This is a genomic window from Photorhabdus antumapuensis (assembly GCF_020387775.1).
Lineage (GTDB): Bacteria > Pseudomonadota > Gammaproteobacteria > Enterobacterales > Enterobacteriaceae > Photorhabdus > Photorhabdus antumapuensis.
The window spans coordinates 1-18,206 of sequence record NZ_JAHZMK010000079.1; the positions used below are offsets into that span (position 1 = coordinate 1).

The 18,206-nt window shown below is 50.9% G+C and carries 11 protein-coding genes; all 11 read left to right on the plus strand.

Features of this window, described 5'->3' with window-relative positions:
- Positions 1–485 (plus strand): hypothetical protein (locus KZ793_RS21660; RefSeq protein ID WP_225817165.1); only part of this gene is annotated, 485 nt, incomplete at its 5' end.
- Positions 482–781 carry a hypothetical protein gene (locus KZ793_RS21665; protein ID WP_225817166.1) on the plus strand — a complete coding sequence of 100 codons (300 nt, stop codon included), beginning with the start codon at positions 482–484 and terminating at the stop codon, positions 779–781. The genes KZ793_RS21660 and KZ793_RS21665, both read left to right, overlap by 4 nt.
- Position 782: 1 nt before the next feature.
- The gene (locus KZ793_RS21670; RefSeq protein ID WP_225817167.1) at positions 783–1,643 is read left to right on the plus strand and encodes a hypothetical protein; all 861 of its coding nucleotides are present in this window, start codon (positions 783–785) and stop codon (positions 1,641–1,643) included.
- On the plus strand, positions 1,640–1,891 hold the full coding sequence (locus KZ793_RS21675; RefSeq protein WP_041382175.1) for a hypothetical protein: 252 nt from the start codon (positions 1,640–1,642) through the stop codon (positions 1,889–1,891). The genes KZ793_RS21670 and KZ793_RS21675 overlap by 4 nt, the downstream gene beginning before the upstream one ends.
- A 376-nt stretch (positions 1,892–2,267) precedes the next feature.
- Complete coding sequence (locus tag KZ793_RS21680) at positions 2,268–2,462, plus strand: hypothetical protein (RefSeq protein WP_225817168.1); 195 nt, start codon at positions 2,268–2,270, stop codon at positions 2,460–2,462.
- On the plus strand, positions 2,459–2,770 hold the full coding sequence (locus tag KZ793_RS21685) for a hypothetical protein (protein WP_225817169.1): 312 nt from the start codon (positions 2,459–2,461) through the stop codon (positions 2,768–2,770). Before KZ793_RS21680 ends, KZ793_RS21685 begins: the two co-directional genes overlap by 4 nt.
- 70 nt (positions 2,771–2,840) lie before the next feature.
- Positions 2,841–3,386, plus strand: coding sequence for a polymorphic toxin type 25 domain-containing protein (locus KZ793_RS21690; protein ID WP_225817170.1), 546 nt, complete (start codon positions 2,841–2,843; stop codon positions 3,384–3,386).
- Between the two features lie 536 nt (positions 3,387–3,922).
- The gene (locus tag KZ793_RS21695) at positions 3,923–6,043 is read left to right on the plus strand and encodes a peptidase domain-containing ABC transporter (protein ID WP_225817171.1); all 2,121 of its coding nucleotides are present in this window, start codon (positions 3,923–3,925) and stop codon (positions 6,041–6,043) included.
- Positions 6,043–7,428: an HlyD family type I secretion periplasmic adaptor subunit gene (locus tag KZ793_RS21700; RefSeq protein WP_255619459.1), complete on the plus strand. Its 1,386-nt coding sequence runs from the start codon at positions 6,043–6,045 to the stop codon at positions 7,426–7,428. Before KZ793_RS21695 ends, KZ793_RS21700 begins: the two co-directional genes overlap by 1 nt.
- Positions 7,428–9,584, plus strand: a complete 2,157-nt coding sequence (locus tag KZ793_RS21705; RefSeq protein ID WP_225817173.1) for a type I secretion system permease/ATPase — start codon at positions 7,428–7,430, stop codon at positions 9,582–9,584. Before KZ793_RS21700 ends, KZ793_RS21705 begins: the two co-directional genes overlap by 1 nt.
- 105 nt (positions 9,585–9,689) lie before the next feature.
- Positions 9,690–16,838 carry a TcdA/TcdB pore-forming domain-containing protein gene (locus tag KZ793_RS21710; RefSeq protein ID WP_225817174.1) on the plus strand — a complete coding sequence of 2,383 codons (7,149 nt, stop codon included), beginning with the start codon at positions 9,690–9,692 and terminating at the stop codon, positions 16,836–16,838.
- Positions 16,839–18,206 lie beyond the last annotated feature (1,368 nt).

The window sequence follows — 18,206 nt, forward strand, 5'->3', positions numbered from 1 at the left end:
GAGGATTGTTGGTCGCTTGGGGTGCAGGTGCTTCTGTTGTGGGAGGGACTATAGTTGCGCCTGTTGCTGGGGCTGCGGCAGTAATTGGTGGCGGTATTTTAGGAGGAGCAACAGATGTCACCAAACAGCTTTTAACGTTGAAGCCAGGAGAAAATTATAGTGCAACAGATACACTGATAGCGGTAGGAACAGGCGCATTAACTCAAGGTAAAGGAACACTATTTAGCACTCTTGTTAATACAGGAGGCGCTTATTTAGGAAGTAAAGTTAAAGGAGAAGATCCTACAACCTCAATGTTAGGTAATGCAGTTGGTACTGTAATTGGTAATAAAGTGGGGGGTAAGTTTACCAATGCAATGCTTTCTAAAGGTTATTCTAATAAAGCTTCCGAGGTTGGTGGGACAATTATCGGAAATTACGCTGGAACTGCAACAGATTACATTGCAGAAGAAGGAGTAAAGAAAACACAAGGAAGAAAAAAATGAACAATAAAAGGGGCATTATTTTTAGACTAAAACAATTTATCTATCTAGTATTGGGGTGGGGAATGATTTTCTCAGTGTGTTGTATGATTAGTATTCCTTTAACGTACCTTATTATCTTTTTTAAAGAAGGGTATTTTCTTTTAGATATTCAACCAGCTATTAATGGATTAAAATTCAGTATAAAAGTAGGCGGTAGTGGTGGGGCAATATTTGGATTTTTTATTTATTTATTTAGTCTAATACAAGAATTTTGCAAGAAAATTTCTTCATCAAACAAAAACAAGGAGGAGAAATAAAATGTCTATTGTAGAGAATAATTCTTTAACGAATGTACTGGAGGCAGCGGAAGTGAATATAGAAGGTACAGTTGGGAAATGGCAGCATAATAAGGATAAGCAGACCAAAACCGAGAAAGCTTGTAGCGGTGATACTCCTCTATTGCCAGACTATGGTTGCCGTAGAGGGGAGTACATTGGCCTTGCCGTTGTTATTACAAGTTTCGGTGTGACCAGTTTAATTAGTGAGGGAGTCAACACCGTTATTCAATATCTTGCTAATAGTAGTATTGATCTCAATGATATCGTTTTTGTACGCCGGACTGGCGCATTAACGGCCAATTCTGGTCTGTGTACACCACTTTATTGTCAGACTATGGTTGCCGCAGAAGGGAGTATCTTGGCCTTGCCGTGGTTATCGGGAGCCGCTGCAACAACGGGCTTGATTGGTGCCGTAGCCAATACCGGTATCCAATATCTTGCTAATGGCAATGTCGACCCCAATGATGCTATTTTTGCGTATTGGACGGGGGTATTCACGGCTAATACTGGTCTGTGGGGCACAGTAGCCTGGAATGCGGGTATGGGGGCGGCTTCGAGCTATGTGAAAGGTGATGATCCGTTAAAAGGAGGCGTGATAAGCGGTGCCGCGTCTGGGATTGGTTATGGGGTAGGTAAACTGGTTCAAAATCCCCTGGAAAAATTCATTAATCCGAACTGGAAAAATTATGAATGGGTTGATATGGGAATGGGGATCTCGAAGTCATTACCTTTAAGTTCATTGCCAGGAGTTGCTGGTAATGTAGTTAGCTCAATTTCAACAGAATTCTCTAACGATCAGATAAACAAAGGAGTTAATAAGATCGAAGGAGAACATAAATGAATATATCAAAGAGAAAGTGGCTAATTATGCTAATTTATTTAGTAGTTGCCTGTATTGTGGTTGTAATCCTAGGAGCAATAATAGCAAAAATAGTTATCTGTACGTTTTATATGATTTTTTATGGCCTACCTTTTGGATTATCTAAAGTTGATGTTTTGTTATGCATCAAAGGTGGTTTTTATGGTGGTTCTGTTAGTGGAATAGGATTTTGGTTTAGATATTACTATTATTATAATTCACATAAATGAAACCAATTCTGTCACTTAAGTCAGAATTGATATTTTTGTTGTTGAGAATAATGCTCTAGGTGCAGCTGGTGTGATTGGTGTGGGTAAAACTGCGGCAGAAGCAGTGGCAGCAAAATCCGAAACTGTAGCGGCTAATGTGGTGAAGAATGCCTCGAAAAACTTAGAACAAGGAGTATCAAAAACTATAAAATCTTATGGCCCACATGAAATGTGGCCCATTAGGAAACCCTAATGATTTGCGTGCACCTACTTCAACATCCAGAAGCGGAAGTTATACTGAAAAAGTGGCAGAAACAGATATGTATTTTTTCAGAGATTATGGCGGCCTGCTAAAGTTAATAGCCGTTTTTGGACTCCACGACCATCAAAATCTCAAATGGATAGCGCTGTTTTACCTGAATGGGGTAATACTTTTAAAAACCAAGCCATTATAAAGATCCCCAAAGGTACTAAGTATTATGAAGGACCAGCAGAACAAATTGGAACTAAAGTAACTCAACCAACGTTACATGGTGGTGGTACGCAAATATTTTTACCATCATTAGACAATAACTGGATAATTAAGAAATGAACACAAAAGAAATAGTTGAAAATTGGGTAAAAGAGAGAAAATCACTTTACTTTTTTCTCCCTGATGGTCCTTATGGCAGACCCTTTGATAATCAATATATTATTGAAAAAATTGAGGAAACTAGTGAGGGTTTTAACATAATATTTTCTGATGAAATAGCATTGCGTTTTCTGGGAGAAATTAATATCACAGATACAGATGAAGGATATAATTTAACAATAAGCGATTTTACTAAGTGTATATTTGAAATAAGAAGTAGGATTTTTAAAAGTTATACAGAAGGGCAAGTAGTATTAAGTGGCTTTTAAACAACAATCCAGCCTTCACAAAGCTGGGGTTGTCAGCTAAGCCCACTGGGATAATAGTTAATTCAGCTCCATGCTGGCAGCGGGACTGGCAGGCAGCATTGCCGGTGATTCCACCGCTGGCGCGCAGGCCGAGAAGAATGCGACTGACAATAATACTCTTGGTTATGGTCCCGGAACTTTTTGGGGACAGATAGCCAACTCAGTTAGTTCGGATGCTTCATTATCTTTTGATCTACAGAGGAAGGGTAAAAGCTCAGATGAAATTAGTAAGGCGATAAAACAATCTCACAAGGGACCATCTTGGAGAGTAACTTATAAAGTTAAGCCTTATGCGAAGGGCGAAGCTGCATTTGGTTTTGGAGCTGGATATTTTTATGATGCAAATGTTGATAATTCTCAATTTTCAATAAACGAAGGGGAAGCTCTCGCTGTTGGAGGTCGTTTATCTGGACAGATAGATATTCAGTTTGGTCCATATTTGCTAGGAATGATTAATACGGGAAGAAATAATTCATTAGGTGTTGGTCCTGCATGGGGATGGAGTGGAATTTCTAAAAAAACAGAGATAGAAAACATTAATATAAATGGCTCATCTGGAACAGAATTATATAATTAGTCGAATCCGGCATAAATTAATATATACCGGATTATCATATCAAGGTTAAATTATTCAATATTGCTGACTATATTAGTATTACACCACTTCCTTTTTACAACTGACTGCCAGCGCTCTATTCAGGGACTGAGCTAAAACAGTTTTATTCTCATTATCCTCCAATAAAAATAAAAACGGACCTGTTTAATATCAACTCAATATATTCAGATAATGAATACCATTCCCCGATTAATAACGACTAATTAGTAACGACCAATTAACAATTTTTTGACACTAATTTTCCTAACAATGAAATAAATAATTCATCTTATGATCAAGAATAAGATATTTTATTTTTTCCCATTTTTAAGATAGTATCGATTAATTAACTACAATTTTCATTAGTCTGCACCCACCTATGGAAATGACATATATTCAAATTAAAGCCTATGCTCTTAATACAAATTATTATTAATTGACTCTGCAATACGTCATCTTGCGGAGAGGTTTTTCTATGTTAACAACGTGAGAACGGAATCACGTAAGGGAAAATTACAATGAATAGGGAAAATATATCCGTCGATGCAGATGCATTGTCATCCGCTCTTCACTGTTGCCGACTATTGTTACAATTAGCTAAAGGTGAAGCTCGGGAACCACAGCCTCTGCTCCCCCATAACAAACTGAAACCCGCAATAAAAGAGTACGGCAAGGAACATGATGTCGATCTGGCATTATGCCATTTAAAATTCCCCAAACTGACTCCCAAGCTATTGCCCTTAGCCTTTCGCGACAAACAGGGGGGATTTGTCGTACTGGCGCGCCTTTCCCCCGATCAGGCCCTGATCCAGTCTCCTTATACCGTTTCACCCGAAATACTTCCCATCAACGAGCTAGAAGCCAGATGGAGCGGGGAAGCGATCCGGTTACGGGAGGCTTCCTTCAAGTTCGATGTCTCTTGGTTTATACCCGCGTTTATCCATCATCGCCACCTCCTCGGCGAGGTGCTGCTTTTTTCCCTGATGCTTCAGTTACTTGCCCTAGTCACCCCGCTATTTTTCCAAGTGGTGATGGATAAGGTGTTAGTGCACAAGGCGTTGTCCACCCTAGACGTGCTGGTGATAGTGCTGGTGGTGGTGGGGCTGTTCGAGGTAATGCTCCGGGGACTACGCGAATATCTTTTTACCCACACCGCCAACCGCATTGATATCACCCTAGGGATCAAACTGTTCCGGCATTTACTCGGCCTGCCCCTGCTCTACTTCAAACACCGTCAGGTGGGCGCCATCATCACCCGGGTGCAGGAACTCGACAGCATTCGTGATTTCCTGACCGGCTCTATGCTAACCCTGTGCGTAGATGTGGCCTCCACCTTTATTTTCTTCGGGGTAATGGCCTGGTTATCGCCGACCCTAACCTGTGTGGTTCTGGCGGTATTACCACTCTATTTCTTGCTGGCCTGGCTGAGTTCCAAACCGCTACAACAGCGTATCGAACAACAATTCCAGACTACCGCCCTCAATGCCTCATTCCTGAATGAGTCCGTCAGCGGCGCCGAAACCATCAAGAGCCTGGCGGTGGAACCCAGGATGCAACGGCGCTGGGAGTCTCAGACCGCAGACATGGTCGAAGCCAGTTTCCGCACCCAGACCCTCAACAGCTTCATCAGCCACGGCGTTATGCTGTTGCAAAAGGCGACCGGCGTCGGGATCATCTGGCTAGGCGCCAATATGGTGATCTCCCTGGAGCTCACCATAGGCCAGCTAATCGCTTTCAACATGATGGTGTCTCACGTCAACCAACCCATCACCAAGCTAATCGACCTATGGCAACAGTTTGTCCAAACCCGGGTTGCCGTCGACAAACTCGGTGACATACTCAACCTGCCCGTCGAGCAGGAGCAAGGGAACATCCGTCCCCAGCAACCACTCTCCGGCGATCTGCAAATACGCAACCTAGTGTTCCGCTACCAGCCCCATCAAGCCCCCGTGTTGCAGGGAGTCACCCTGCATATCAGGTCCGGCGAGAACTTAGGCATAGTCGGTCCCTCCGGTTCGGGTAAGAGTACGCTGACCCGCTTGCTACAGAAGCTCTACGCTCCGGACGAAGGGGAGATCTTGATCGACGGCATTCCCCTGAATCGGCTGGACCCCGGCTACTTACGCAGCCAGATCGGGGTGGTACTACAGGAGAACTACCTGTTCAACCGTAGTGTGCGCCACAACATCGCGCTCAAAGATCCATCCGCCTCGCTGGAGAAAGTGATAGCCGTCGCTAAGCTGGCAGGCGCGCATGACTTTATCCTGCAACTACCTCTGGGTTATGACACGGTACTGGCCGAGGCTGGCAGCTCCCTATCGGGAGGACAGCGCCAGCGCATTGCTATCGCCCGGGCGCTGATGGCCGACCCCAAGATCTTGATCTTCGACGAGGCGACCAGTGCCCTTGATGACGAATCCCAAGCGCTGATCCAGGCCAATATGGCCGAAATCGCTCTAGGACGCACCGTCATCACCATTGCCCACCGCCTGTCCACGGTGCGTCACTGCAACCGCATCATCACTTTGGAGCAGGGCCTTATCACCGAGTCAGGCAACCATCACCAGCTTCTGGACAAGGGCGGCTGCTACGCCAGGCTGTGGCGGATGCAACAGGAATTACGCAAGGAGACGGAGTAATGTCGTTCAAGCAACTAAAAACCGTCCTCCGGGCTTGGCGGCGGGAGCGTAGCGCTCCCAAAGCGACGAAACGCACTCGCGACGAGTACGAGTTTCAGCCCGGCTATCTGGAGATCGTTGAACGACCTCCCGCGCCTTGGGCAAGGTGCACGGCAATGGCACTGACCCTGTTTCTACTGGTGGTTCTGCTCTGGTCTATCGTCGGTCATCTGGACATCCATGCCAATGCCACAGGCAAGCTGCTAGTATCCAGTCACTCTAAGGTGATCCAGTCCCTCGAGGTCGGCGAGATTGTGGCGATTCATGTGCGGGACGGACAAAAGGTGAAGGCCGGGGATGTGCTGATCAAACTCAACCCCATAGGCGTCGAAGCCGAGCTGAAAGAGCTACAGGAGCAACTTAACTTCAAGCGATTAGAACAGGCGAGACTACAGGCTCTGCTAACCGACACCCCGATTAAGCATTTCGCCGTACAGGAAGGTATGCCACAGGCACAGGTCGAGCTGGCCAGAGAGCACCTGATCAGCATCTGGAAAGAGGTCATCGCCAATCTAGAAAGCTTGGACAGCGAGATGAACGTCAACCAAGCAAGCCAGCGTATGCGTAGCGCCGATATCACCGCACTGGAAAAGCTGATGACCAATATCAAAGTGCGCCTTGAGGCCCGTCGTACCCTAGCCGCCAACAAGCTGCTGCCCAAAGTCGAGCTACTGGAACAAGAGAAGGAGAGGCTGGAGATCGAACGCACCCTTTCTCAACAGCATGCCGAGCTGGCCGTCCTCAAGGAGCAATATCAGGTACTTAAGGAGAGCCGGGGCCGCTATCTCGCCAAGACCCGCCGGGAATACTACGACCAGCTAAACGAAACTCAGACCTCTATCGCGGTCATGACACAACAGTTGATAAAGGCTGGCGAGAGGCAGCGTCTGCAAAGCCTGCGGGCACCAGTCGACGGCGTGGTGCAGCAACTAGCGATCCACACCTTGGGGGGCGTGGTGCAATCGGCCCAGCAGCTAATGGTGATCGTGCCCGATGATACCCCGCTGGAAGCCGAGGTAATGGTATTGAACAAGGATGTGGGGTTCGTACACGCTGGTCAGCCGGTGGAGATTAAAGTCGACTCCTTCCCCTATACCCGCTATGGCACTATACGGGGCAAGGTCGCCAACATCTCCAAGGATGCGGTTAAGGATGAACAGCTAGGCTTGGTATTCCCTGCACAGATCCGGATGGCGCACTCTTCTATCGCAGTGAACGAGCATGAGGTACCGTTGCAGGCAGGCATGAGTATCACCGCCGAAATCCGCACCGGTGATCGTCGGGTGATCGACTACCTACTCAGTCCACTACAGCAGTACCAATCCGAAGCATTGAGGGAACGATGATGTCAACCATTGAATCTAGCCTATCGGAACCGTCCATCATCGACGAGCCCAAGGCCGTAACGGATGGCGGTCTTCTGGCTCTGGCCCATGCGGCTCGCCATTTCAATTTGTCGGTGGAACCGGGACAACTGATCCACCGTCTCGGACGTACCCAAGGGGTCTCGGATAGCCAGGATCTGTGCCGCTGCGCCCAGTGGATCGGCCTGAGGGCACGCCACATCTCCACGGATATGAGCCGTCTCGATACCCTGCCCCTTCCCACCCTGCTGGACACAGAACAAGGCTGGCTGGTGCTAGAGAGAGTCGAAGGCGAGTTCATTAGCTTGTATCAGCCAAGCACGGGTAAAATATGTCGCTATCCCCGAACCGTCTTCGCTAGCCATTGGCAAGGCAGCGCCGTGCTATTGGCGGAGGCGACCGAACAGCCGAAACGGCAGCGGTTTGGCTTTGGCTGGTTCGTGCCTTCCATCCGCAAGCATGTCACCCAGTTCAGGAACATACTCCTGGTGTCTCTGATGCTACAGTTGATCGCCCTGGTAACCCCCATACTGTTCGAGAACGTGATCGATCGGGTACTGGTCAGCCGCAGCCTATCGAGCCTACAGGTGCTAGGGATCGCCATGTTGGCTCTGGCTTTGTTCGAGCCTGTCTATGGCTTTCTTCGCTCCTGGCTGTTCGCCAACCTCGCCAGCAAGGTCAACTCCGAGCTCTCCAGCCGCCTCTATCAACATCTAGTGACCCTGCCCATGGGCTATTTCCAGCAGCGTCAGACCGGTGAGATCATCGCCCGAGTGCGCGAGATGAACCAGATCCGCCAGTTCCTCACCGGTTCAGCGCTAACTATGGTGCTGGATTTGGCCTTCGTCGGCCTGTTTGTAGCCGTGATGTTCTCCTACTCCACCAAGCTAACCTGGCTGGTGCTCGGTTCCCTGGTGCTCTACTTCCTGTTCTGGTTGGGGATCGGACCCATGCTGCGTACCCGGGTGTTACGAGAGTACGAGCTAGGGGCCGACAACACCGCCTTCCTGACCGAATCAGTCACCGGCATCGAAACCATCAAAACCAGCGCCACCGAAGCTGGTTTCCTGCACCGCTGGGAACGGCAGCTATCCGCTTTCGTCCGCGCTTCATTCCGCGCCAAGGTGGTAGGGATCTTGGCTGGTCAGGGAATCGACCTGATCCAGAAGCTGACCTCCGCCCTGCTGCTGTGGTGGGGCGTTACTCTGGTGATGGAGGGCAAGCTTAGCCCAGGGGAGCTGGTGGCCTTCAACATGCTCTCGGAACACGTGACCCAGCCGATTCTGCGTCTGGCTCAGATCTGTCAGGACTTCCAGCACACCCTGATCTCACTGCGCAGGATTGGCAACATTCTCGATGAGGAGGGGGAAAGTGGCAGTGGCGGCCTGGCCTCCGTACCCAAATTGCGAGGAAGCGTGAGCTTCCGGGACGTGCGCTTTCGCTACGGCGAGGATGGTCAAGAGGTGCTACGCAACCTCAACGTCGAGATTCATCCCGGCGAATTCGTCGGCATCACCGGGCCGTCCGGCTCGGGCAAATCCACCCTAGCCCGGCTGCTACAACGCCTCTATGTGCCCCAGCATGGAAAGGTGTTGGTGGATGGGATCGATTTGGCGATCGCAGATCCCGTGGCGCTGCGCCGCAACATGAGCGTAGTGTTACAGGAAAGTGTGCTGTTTGCTGGCAGCATCGCCGAGAACATCCGTTTGTGCCGACCCCAAGCCAGCGATGCGGAGGTGCATGAAGCCGCGATTCTGGCTGGTGCCGATAGTTTTATCAAGGCGCTGGACCAAGGCTATGAGACCCAAGTCGGCGAACGTGGCGGCCAGCTCTCCGGTGGGCAACGCCAACGTATCGCCCTAGCCCGAGCGTTGCTGACCAACCCGGGGATACTGCTACTGGATGAAGCCACTAGTGCCCTGGACTACGAATCAGAAGCGGCGGTGATGACCAACCTACAGCGCATTGCTCAGGGCCGAACGGTGATCAGCATCGCCCATCGCCTTAATACCCTGCGCCATGCCCATCGAATTCTGGTGATCGACCAGGGTCAGGTGGTCGAACAGGGCAGCCACGAGCAACTGCTCGCCTTGAACGGGCTCTATGCTCGGCTGTGGGCCTTGCAGATGAAGGATTGAGTCCCAGATCGCAGGCGACCAGCCGTGTCCGCCATAACCATTATGAAAGTGTTGTAACTCGTAATTCATAAATACCAAAGTAGGATTTTCCTAAGGAGAACCATCGTGCCCAATAACAGCTACCAATCGCTGCTCGCGTCTGCGCAGACGACCTTTAAAGAGATGAGGAACAAACCGAAGATCCAAGCGCTGACCCAAGAGATCAAGCAGGGGTTCCGTGAAAACGATCGCAAATGGACCCCTAAGCTGATCCAGCAGCAGAGAATGCTGGAACAGACGCTGGAGAAAAACGCTTATCGGCACTACAGCAATGACAAGCCGGTCGGTGTCAGCAGCCTCGACAAGAACGAACAACAGGAATTTGTCCGTTATATCAAGGCACTGGCGGCACGCACCACGACGGCCGACATCTTGGTGCAAGGCAGTGAGAAAATGGCTCTGTCTTCGCAAACTGATGCCGTTATAAGCAACGCCGAAGCTTTCCGGGTACTACCCAAAGATTTCGCACAACGTCATGGGGCTCGCGGCAAGCTTGGTGCACGGCTAACCATCAACGTTGACAAGACGCATTTCAACGCGCTTACCCGGGCATTGACCCAATTGTTCAATGATGACAATCGCGGCTGGCTGGAGCAGACCAAGATCATGGGGCCGAAAAATCTAGGTAGTCGTACCGATCAGGCCGTGATCTACCTTTCCAGAGCCGGGGTCGAGCATGCCCAGACCATCAGCGGAAAGCTCGGCGAACTGCTACCGGCGACGGCCTTTGTCGAGCACACCCCAACGGGTATGTACCGCGTGAGCAAAGGCATTTCCTACTCTGAAACGGCCGAGGGTGGATCGAGCAGTCACGGTCAGTCCCGAGCACAACTAATCGCGGCAGCGGGTACCCAGTCCTTGCTTACCGATACTCCAATCGAGAAGAGCTTAACGCGTACCTTGCAAATCCGCGGGTACGATGTACACAACCCGGCGTTGCTAACGCAAGCGGTACGGGATCGCGAGCTCAAGGGAGGGCTGGTGCCCATGAATGGTGGATACGAACCCCGTCAGAGCAGCACCGACATCCAGCAGTTCACTGACGATCCAGTGTTGTTCGCCAGATCCAACACCATCAGTGCCGAGACATTAATCAGGTCGGGGAGCCTCCCGGCGGAAGGGAACGCCCAGCTAGTGAAAATCGGGTCAGGCTTATATGAGCTCGAATACACCAATCGAAGTGCCAATGATATAACGGCGAGGAACGCTGACAGAGTGCCGGCATATTTCCTTGGTTACAACAGCGCCAACCAGACTAATGCGTCGCCGGCCTATGTGGACATTCCCAAGCATGCAGCCGCTAGGAACTTTCTGTTCACCGGAACGCTATCGGGCGGATCGCTGGTGGTGACCAGTCTTGATGCCAATACCTACCGGGTCTACCACGACGGTCGAGCCAACAGTTCACTGCTGTATGACAACGTGGTCATGGCAGTGGACTATAAGGATTACCGGGTATCCGGTAACGCCGAGGGCCTCGCGGCGGCCTACATGCAGTATGCCAATGGCGAATGGCAGCTAGTGTTCCAGCGTCAGGAATATCAACGAGACGGCCAGATGATCTGGCCGAAGCTGCGCGACAGCGAGGAAGCGCTCTCGATCCAGGTCGCGGGCAGCCAATTGGTTGAACGCAACCAAGCTCAATTCACCACCTACCGCGAGCAAGTGCATCAACAACTGAAAAAGGTCGCTGCCCAGTTCGGGGTGTCAGTCGAAGGGGTCACCGACGATGTATACACAGAGGGTGAATTTGCACCTGATCATCCGGCAATTGCCGCATGGACCAAGCTGCGCACCGAAGTTCACGACCGGATCAACGCTGACACCAAGCCGTTGATGGACAAGCGAAACAAACTCTATGAAGACCGGCACAATACCTCTCAGTACGCCCTAATTGACCAACAGATAAAGCAGATCGATATCACTCTGGAGTTCTACAAGGCGCAATACGATACGGTCCTGCGTGAAGCGAGCTTTGTCGAACAAAGCTGGTTATGGCAACAGATCAAGTCCAAGAACGGCGTGGCTGCCGTGGTGCGGATTGACGATATGTCCATTCAGAACGGTGAGCAGGAGAACATCAACAACGTGGGCGAACGTTATGCGATCGCCGAAGCTTACCAGCATAGTGTGCAGGGTACCGCGTTTGCCGATGGCCTGCGCAACTTCCGCGATATCAGTATCCCAGGGGTGTACGACAGGATGTCAGCATTGGAAATGAAGCGCCTATTTCTCAAAGGTCAGCTTACCCCCAAGCAACGGGGTGCCTTGAGCGCTCGCATTACCGAAACCAGTCAGGCTGAGTACATCGACAAGGTATTGAAGTGGACGGCAGTGTACAGTGAGAATTTTCATCGCGCCGGTAGCAGTTTCGACCGCCTGATGCCGCAAGACTTTTATCTGTCGCTGACTGGCGATAAGTCCGGCGGCCGTTGCTATCCCTTGGTCAGGGCCATGGCAGTAGCACTGGCCAGTAGTGGCGAAGCGGGTATCAATAGTCTGGTGGAAAAACTCTTTCTGGCCGCCGCCGATCCCCAAGCAGGCAGTTCCACGCTACTGAAAAACAGCCTGCTCAAGCTGCACTCCAATATTGAGGCCGTACAGGCATCAACGACGCGGGGACGGGTCACATTGTCCGAGGTAGTTTCCCTGCTGAAAAAGGCAACCGGGACCTCGACATTCGCGCTTAATACCCCGGATCATTCGATGATGGTAGGGAGTACAATCGGAGCCAAAGGGCGTCGTTACTATTTCTATGACCCAAATGTCGGGATTTTTGCCTTCAACAACGCAGCCAACTTCTCCCAAGCCATGAAGCAACACTTGGTAAAGCACAAACTGGCTGTTCACTACGGTTCGCTTGGCAGCGAATCGGTCCCTGTCTTCAATCTGGTGGAGATCAATACCGACAAGATGGCCGAGGTGTCGGTGGGTAACGGCCTGGATGTAGCCGACCTAACCCGCCCCGGTGAACTGGCTACAGTCATAGAGCAACGGCGGCAGGTTGAGCAGATAGTCAATGCTCAGGTACGGATTGTCAAGGATACCCGACTGCACACCGCATTGATGACCCTTGATGCCGAGCAGTGGGGAGCAAGGTTCGACGAGGCCAGTACACGGCTCGCTCAGGAAAACAATCTGGACCAGCGCTGGATGCCGGTGATTGGCAATACCGAGGACCAAGGCGAAGGCCGCTACCGGATTCAGTTCATCAATCGCGATCACCCCGAGGAGACCCGTTGGGTGAGCAGCGGCGATGCCACTTTTACCGAATTCCGCCGCTTCGTCGATGAACATATGCTTACCCTGAGCCAGCATTTCACCCTCGAACGCGGCCAGATACGACCCAAGGCCAGTGTCAACGAGGCTGCTTCGGTTGATGGGTTGAACGCCGGGTTTGCGGTGCAGACATTGATCCAGTGGTTTGCCGACAAGAACCGCAACGATGCGGCACGTGGGATCGCTTCGCCTGATCTAGCCACCGCGCTCAAGGTCCACAGTTACCTCAACTTTGTCCAGATGGCTCACGGTGGCGTGCAAGACGCGACCAAGGTCACTGAACTGGTGCGCACGGCGCTGCGTGGCGAAGTGGTAGCGGCCGAAACCTCGTTCAAGGACTTTGCCTCCACCCTAGGACACACTGTTAACGAAGGCGCCGGGGTGTTATTTGGCGGAGCTATGGTCGGGCTGGATGCCTATGAGCTGGCCCACGCCGAGAACGATGTGCAGAAGGCGGTGTTCGGAACCCAGTTAGCGTTCGATTCGGCCAGCTTCGTCACTGGCGCAGCCGGGGTGGGAGCTGGGTTGGTCGGAGCCTCGACGGCCGGAGCAGTACTCGGTGGGGCCGGGGTGATCCTTGGCGGGCTCGCGGTGGGCTTTACGGCACTGGCGCAAGCCTTTGGTGCGGTCGCCGAGGATGCTAAGGCGGTGGGCCGGTACTTCGATACGGTCGATAAGGCGTACAAAGGCAATGGCTATCGATATGACAACGAGAAAGAGGTGCTGGTACCTCTGGCCGGGGCGGTGGTCAAAAGCCTCGACTTGCGCAAGAACCAGATCAGCTTCGACAGCCAGTACATCTACCGCACTCACTCCGGCTCTACCGGTTCAGGGAAAATCAATTACTTCTTCTGGGCTGGTGACTTTCCGCGAATGGTCCATGACCGTGGTCAAGCGATCGAAGTGCGCAGCGGCATTGGTTACAAGGATGTCTCCCGGCCCCTCGGGCACGGCGACAGCAGTGTTGTGATCCTGCCGGGTACGCCCAAGTCCTACATCAGCTACGAATACATGCTACTTCCCGGTGCCACCACACGCCACGACGCCGGCTTTGACGTAATCCGCAAACTCGAGGAAGACAAGCGGTTCGACTACGACTTCTACATCTTCCCGGGTGAGGAGACAATCCGCAGAATTCATCATGAGTACGTCGACACCCCAATCGAAGTGGTGCTCGATCAACGCGACCGGCAACTGGTGGTGCCCGAGCTACCCAAAGAGCTACATGGCTTTTTGCGCTACGAGATCAAAGGAGCGAGCGGCAAGTACCGGATCGGCCTCAACGAAGGCACCCAAATTAAGCTCACGAGCGATGGCGACAGTGCGTTGTCGCGCTGGATTATCGACAGCAGCCAACTCGCTAGTGGCAGTATCAGCGTATCGAAGAACCGACTGGTGGTCGGTGGGGTTGTGGTAGAGCTCGACCCGGCCCAGAACGGGCAGGTATTGGTGGTCAATGGCACGGGCGAGGTGCGCGAAGTCGACTTTGCCGGCCTGACAACTCAGGTAGTAAGCGAAGATGCAAGCAACTGGCAAGTGCCCGGCCAACAAATCGAGCAGCACCTGAGTGATTTGGCCAAGGCGCATCAATTGCACGGGCAGTACGTGGTGGTGGAGAATTACCGCCACAACGGACGTGATGTTGGTCGAGCTTTCTACGACGTAGCCAATGAACGGATGCTGTTCACTAACACCACCCACAAACAGGCCAGACATGCCCAACTAGGCGCGGTGATGGGCGACCATGCCTATTTCTTTGATGCCGACAACGCGGCGGCATGGCGGATAAATGTCGCCACCGGACAGGTCGACGCACAGTTTGAGCCGTGGTTCAGCCAGAATGCGGGTAAGATCAGTCGACTATGGCAGGAAGGAGATTCGGTCTACCTGGCACGCCGTTATCAGCTAAAGAAGAGAAAGGCTGAACTGAGCTATCGAATCCTCGGTGACCGAATGGAGTTGGTTAGTGTGGTAGGTGATGATGCACTGCTCCAGCTTTTGGCACGCACCGACCGGCATCGTGATGAACTCAAGGTCATACTTCAGGACTACGAGAACAATAGCACACAGCATGAAACTCCGATGTATACACTGGGCGCACGGCTGATCCAGCCGACCAGTGCGGCGCTGGTCACGGTGTTCGGCATGGATGCGGCTGGCGTACCGCACCGCTACTGGATACGCACCAGCGACGGGACGCTGATCAAGCCGAATCTGGCGCCACCGGCGGATCAGGCTTTGCAGTTCGAAGGGCACGAACAGACCCGCAGTGCCTGGCCGATCCCGGCTGACTTGGTGTTGGCGGGCAGTATTCCCCGCCCCGCTGGCACGGAAGTGTTCTTCTTCTACAGCAAGAAGCAGAAGGCTCTATTCCGCCAGGAGGGTCCCGGCCAGGCTATTCTCGACGCCAGACATCCTAGTGCATTGCGCATCAGCACTCCAGCGTTAGCCAACCTGATCAACCTGAACGGTAACCTGCTCGCCATTACCGAGGATGGGCGTGTGGCCCAGTTTGATGCACAGGGACAGCTTAACTACGAAGCGGTCAACGAACATTGGCTCAAGGGACGTACCCACTGGTGGCAGGATCTCGCCAGCGTCACCGACGGCAAAGCCACCCTAGCAGTGTTCGGGGTCAAGGGCACCGACAGCAAAAGCCTGCTGCCGGTGTGGTACCACAATGGCCAAGTAGTGGTGGCTTCGGCTCCCCTGCAAGATAAGCATCTACAGTTCCTGGGATTCAAAGCGGACGGCTCCAGCGCACGACTGTTCGAACCTACCAGTGGTAAGTTATATCGTCAGCCACCTATGACTGCCGACGCGCTGGCTGCCGCGTTCGGTACCGACGAGGTGCTTGAAGTTTCGGCGCAACTTCCCACTGCCAGTGAGTTGACACCCGAATTGCATCTCAAATCAGCGCAACAGGTCGATGCTGGCATGCGCCTGATCACAACCAAGGGCGAGATCTTGCTACGAGCTGACAACGGCAAGTTGCAGCTAGTTGGCATTGACAAAGGCTGGCAGCAAAACAACTTGGCCCAACTGCCGCAGGCACTCACCAAACTCGCTGATCAATGGCAAGCCAAAGGGGTTCTGACTTTGCAGGACAACCCTGTGCCAAGCTGGTTCGATGTCGGCAGCGGTCAGGTATTTTCGGGTAATGGCCTCCCTGTCTCGAACAACCTGCGTTTCGTGGGGATCGCCGCAGGAGAAAAGGTAGCGTATGTGTACAGCCCGACGACCCAAGCGCTGTACCAGCTCAAGGAAGGAAACGCGCAGATACTCAACAGGTTTACGGGAGTGGAGCGCGTCGGTTCTTCCCTTCTGCTTCAAGGTGGAGGTGTAGGCGGCAGCAAAGACGAACTGACGCTACCGCTCATTGCCGGTGTCGACAGCGTGGTGCTGCATGGCGGAGCCGATAGCGATACCTATCGCCTCAGCCAAGCGATGTGGTCCCATTACCGTACGGTGGTCATCGACAACGACGATTCGGGCCAAGCCCTGGACCGCCTGATCCTACCGTTGGCTGATCCGGAGAGCATTCTGGTGAGCCGCCACGATGACGATTTGATGTTGACCGATTCCAGCAACGGAACGGCCTTGGTGGTACGTCAGGTATTTGGCAGCCAAGCCACGGCCCATCGGCATCTGGAGATCGAGCTAGCGGGCACCTCGTCGGTGGTCAGCGTAGACCACCTGGTCAAGAACTTTACCCAGCGGGGTTACACCAAAGGAGGGCTGGTAGAACTGTCTTGGGCCAGCAAACAACCCGTCATCACGCCCAATACAGTTGTTTCTGTCCCGGACGCGGACGGGCCGAGCCTGGCGAAGCTGAGCGGGGCAATGGCCTCGTTCCCTGATATCGGCGGTGCCCGCGAGCACCTGCCGCAAAACCGTCAGGCCACGCAGGCGATGCTGGTGCCATCACTGCTATAAGGTAGCACGAGAAACAACAAAAGGGGCACAATGCCCCTTTTGTCCAGATCGCTGACAAACCTCGTTTAAAATAACGGGGTTTGTGCTTTCACCATGAATAATAATATTGTCTATTTTCCTTATTAACCTGCTTTAACTGCCTTTCAGAACGCTATTTAAAACCTAGGCCGCATAAAGGAGAAAAATTAAAATAACCTGACGATATAAAGACACCCTTTTATGTTTTTTCAGATAATCAACCTTTTTTCAGGATTTAAGTTCTGCCTAATTAACCCGTTTTTTTACTGATTTATTTTAATTTTCAGTTAATAATTAATGGATTTCGATGAAATGTAATTAACTGTCCTGATAATAATTTTTACTTATTGTGTTAAATCAGAATTTTATATGAAGTTTTTAATCTCTCTGTATTATCATTTTTAAATGATCATGGTAGGTTAAATCAATGTAAAATAAGAGGAAGGTTAAATGCATTAAATATGATAAGAAACAGGCCATTTTTAATTACTCGGTGTTTCTTTAAATAGGGCACTAATGGAGAGCTGATTTTTTAACCCTTAGCTGATATATTATCGATAAAAAGGAGTTTGCAATTATTAAAAAGAGAAAAGTAAAAAGAGAAAGTGAATAATGTTAAAAAGGTGAAAGGTATATACCTGTAAAACGATTATTATCCCGGTGGTTTATTATTTTTTAATTAAAAACTCATTGAGTGCATGACTTTTCATTGAGCTGTTTTTCTAAACCGAATGGTTTTTCCGTTTTTTGGTGATTTTTTCGCGGCTAATATGCTTAATGAGGTTAAAGGTTTTAATTTCATCGCATATTCTTGTTATTAAGTTAACACTGCCATTTTGGTTACCGCATTAATCAACTTACCCCCCGTTTTCCCTGACGTTTTCTCTTTTAATGTCAGTATAGCATCAAGTTTTTTACTCGCGTTGAAAAACCTTTAATCACGGTCTCCTACCTTTAATGATGACGTTTTTTACCGGTTTTTTCATCGTGGGATCGCCCTGCCCCAATGGTCAGGCCCGAGGCGTAAAACCTTACCCGAAAACTGAAAGCGTCCGGGCGGGCATAAGGAAACAATATCTCCAGCCTTACCGCGATTTAGCGACATTTAATATAACCGATTCCCCATTATCGGGATTAAAAAATCGAACGATGATCACATTTCGCACTATCCATTCAGACAGTGAATTAATTACACATTAGAATAGTTTGCTTATATCACTATCAAATTATCAATATTTTCTATGGAAAGATTACCGTTTCATCACCGAAGCCCGATTAACTTAAGAAAAGAGAGAGTACGATGGATAAGCGCAGCACCCCGTTGGTCAGGGCCACGAGTTATCTTTTAAT

Coding starts and splice junctions, on each gene's coding strand:
- KZ793_RS21665 (WP_225817166.1), top strand. CDS start 482: ATGAACAATAAAAGGGGCATTATTTTTAGACTAAAACAATTTATCTAT.
- KZ793_RS21670 (WP_225817167.1), top strand. CDS start 783: ATGTCTATTGTAGAGAATAATTCTTTAACGAATGTACTGGAGGCAGCG.
- KZ793_RS21675 (WP_041382175.1), top strand. CDS start 1,640: ATGAATATATCAAAGAGAAAGTGGCTAATTATGCTAATTTATTTAGTA.
- KZ793_RS21680 (WP_225817168.1), top strand. CDS start 2,268: ATGGATAGCGCTGTTTTACCTGAATGGGGTAATACTTTTAAAAACCAA.
- KZ793_RS21685 (WP_225817169.1), top strand. CDS start 2,459: ATGAACACAAAAGAAATAGTTGAAAATTGGGTAAAAGAGAGAAAATCA.
- KZ793_RS21690 (WP_225817170.1), top strand. CDS start 2,841: ATGCTGGCAGCGGGACTGGCAGGCAGCATTGCCGGTGATTCCACCGCT.
- KZ793_RS21695 (WP_225817171.1), top strand. CDS start 3,923: ATGAATAGGGAAAATATATCCGTCGATGCAGATGCATTGTCATCCGCT.
- KZ793_RS21700 (WP_255619459.1), top strand. CDS start 6,043: ATGTCGTTCAAGCAACTAAAAACCGTCCTCCGGGCTTGGCGGCGGGAG.
- KZ793_RS21705 (WP_225817173.1), top strand. CDS start 7,428: ATGTCAACCATTGAATCTAGCCTATCGGAACCGTCCATCATCGACGAG.